The sequence below is a fragment of the Binatus sp. (SeqCode) genome, assembly GCF_049584895.1.
In the GTDB taxonomy this organism is placed as follows: Bacteria; Desulfobacterota; Binatia; order Binatales; family Binataceae; genus Binatus.
The window spans coordinates 1-2,142 of sequence record NZ_JBAUYR010000050.1 but is presented as its reverse complement, the minus strand read 5'-3'; the positions used below and the strand labels follow the sequence as shown (position 1 = coordinate 2,142).

Here is a 2,142-nt window from a genome sequence, read left to right as displayed (position 1 = left end):
GATTAAATCCCTAACCCGTTTTGCTCGTTGCCTTAAGAATAAAAAAAAGTGATCGAAATCGTGGAAACTTGGCCTGACTTGGCCTGTCCTATCAAGGACTGATCATATGAGCCTCAAAATCGTAATTCATAAGCCGAAACGAACTATTGTAATGAGCGCTTCACGAGTCGTAGGCTCGGCGGCATTGGAGCTGAGCGCATGACAGAAAACTTCCTCGTCGAACATGACGGTCCGATTACGACGATCACCTTCAACCGGCCCGAGCGCCGCAACTGCCTCGACCAGGCGGTCATCCTCGACTTCGAGCGTCACCTGCATGCGGTCCGCGACGATCGCGATTGCCGCGTGCTAATCGTGACCGGCAAAGGCACTGCGTTCTGCGCCGGCGCGGACAAATCGATGTTCGAATCTCCGGCGGGCGCGGTAGTCGATCCCGCCGAGCGGCGCCGACGCATGAGCGAGTTCGGCAAACGTTGGCCGCGGCTTATAGGACGCGCGTTCGACGTGCTCGCGCATCTGGATCAGATCACGATTGGCGCGATCAACGGCTACGCGGTCGGCGGTGGATGGTCTTTCGCGCTCGCGTTCGATTTCGCAATCGCAGTCGAAGGCGCGGAGTTCTGGGTGCCCGAGGTGGATCTCGACGTACCGTATCGCGGCGCTCCCGCCAGCGTGCTCGCAGCTATGCTCGGTCCGTGGCGCGCGAAAGAAGCGATCCTGATGTGCTGCCACTACAAGGCCGAGGAGTTGTTCGCGATGGGCGCGCTTAATCGTGTCGTCAAACCCGAAGCGCTGATGCCGGCCGCGCATGAACTGGCGAAAACAATGGCGGCGAAATCGCGCGACGCGCTCGCGTCGTCGAAGCGCGACATCAACGCGGTCTTCTTCGGTCAGCGCTTGTTCTAACGCTCACTCCAGACACGTCACGACGGCGAGATTGGCGGCGCTCGCATCAACGAAGAATTGTCGCACCTTTCGGAACGCGTCCATCAACCACTGGTCGTCGTCGGGCTCGAATACTGCGGGATAGATTCCCAGATTTGTCATCTGATCCGGATCCCATCGCGCCATCATCTCCGCTTCGAGATTTGGCCGAGTTAGCTCGTTGGCAATCGCGGCGACTTTGGCGGCGTCGAAGTAGCGTGCAGGTCCGTAGCCGAGGTCCTCGCCGACGTCCGTCCCGCCCATCACCACCTGGCTCGCGAGGTCCGATCCGGGCACGGCCTGGCCGCACAACAGGTAGTGCAAGCCGTGCCACGCCTTCTCGATCGAGATGCTCGCGCCTTTGCCCGAGGCTTGCGCCTTGTTGGTTGATGCGGGCGGCGGCTTCAGTCCGGCGGCGGCAGCCAAAGCGCGACCGCGCTCCATCATCAAATTCGCCAGCGTCTCACCGCTGACTTCGCCGCGCGCGAGTGCGTCGACGTCCACGCCCGCAGCAGCATACCCCTTCAAGACCATCTCGCGTTTTGCAGGATCCATCGCAGCTATCGAGGCGGCGAGCATCTGCGGCGTGCGCTTCCGCAGCGAAGCTTGCAGCGTCTCCATCATTTTCGGAATGGCCTGGGAAACCTGCTCGGTGACAAAAAGTCCTTCGACGCCTGAAGGATCCTCAATAATCTGTTTCAGGCGATCCGGCGAGACCTGTACGAAGCGGCCCATCATCGACATGTCGCGGCTCCTCCCCTAATGAAATCCTACAATTAGTATTCCCGCATCATTCGCCTGAAGCCAGCAGCGCCGAACGGTTTGTCCGCACGATATTAGGATTTGAGCCGGTCATGCGCCAACGTCGTACCAGCATGTCGCGACGCGTTCCGTCGCGAAGCGTTCCTTGTTTGAAGGGCGCTTATCGGCTAAGTCCAAGTCACACTCGCAGTGAGGGGAAATTCAAGATGGCAGAACTCAAAAATCGGCAATGGCTGCTGGCGGCGCGCCCGCACGGCATAATCAAGGAGAGCGACTTCGCCTGGAATGAGACCGCGGTTCCGGCGCTCAAGGATGGACAGGTGCTGATGCGCAACCTGGCGTTCTCGTTCGATCCCACGCAGCGCGGCTGGATGTCGATGGATACCTACATACCGGCGATTCCGCTCGGGCAGACGATGAAGGCCGGCACGGTAGGACAGGTGGTCGAGTCCAAGC

The 2,142-nt window shown here is 59.9% G+C and carries 2 protein-coding genes and 1 pseudogene; 2 read left to right on the top strand and 1 reads right to left on the bottom strand.

The features are described from left to right. The first annotated feature begins 198 nt into the window (after positions 1 to 198). A complete protein-coding gene (locus tag WB650_RS09950) occupies positions 199 to 906 on the top strand; it encodes an enoyl-CoA hydratase/isomerase family protein (RefSeq protein WP_423960300.1) in 708 nt (235 codons plus the stop codon). Positions 907 to 909: 3 nt separating this feature from the next. Here WB650_RS09950 and WB650_RS09945 read toward each other — a convergent pair whose 3' ends face one another. Then, positions 910 to 1,668, bottom strand: coding sequence for a YfbM family protein (locus WB650_RS09945; RefSeq protein WP_423960298.1), 759 nt, complete (start codon positions 1,666 to 1,668; stop codon positions 910 to 912). A gap of 224 nt (positions 1,669 to 1,892) precedes the next feature. Between WB650_RS09945 and WB650_RS09940 the strand changes: the two are divergent. Then, positions 1,893 to 2,142, top strand: a pseudogene (locus tag WB650_RS09940) (NADP-dependent oxidoreductase); the annotation flags it as partial.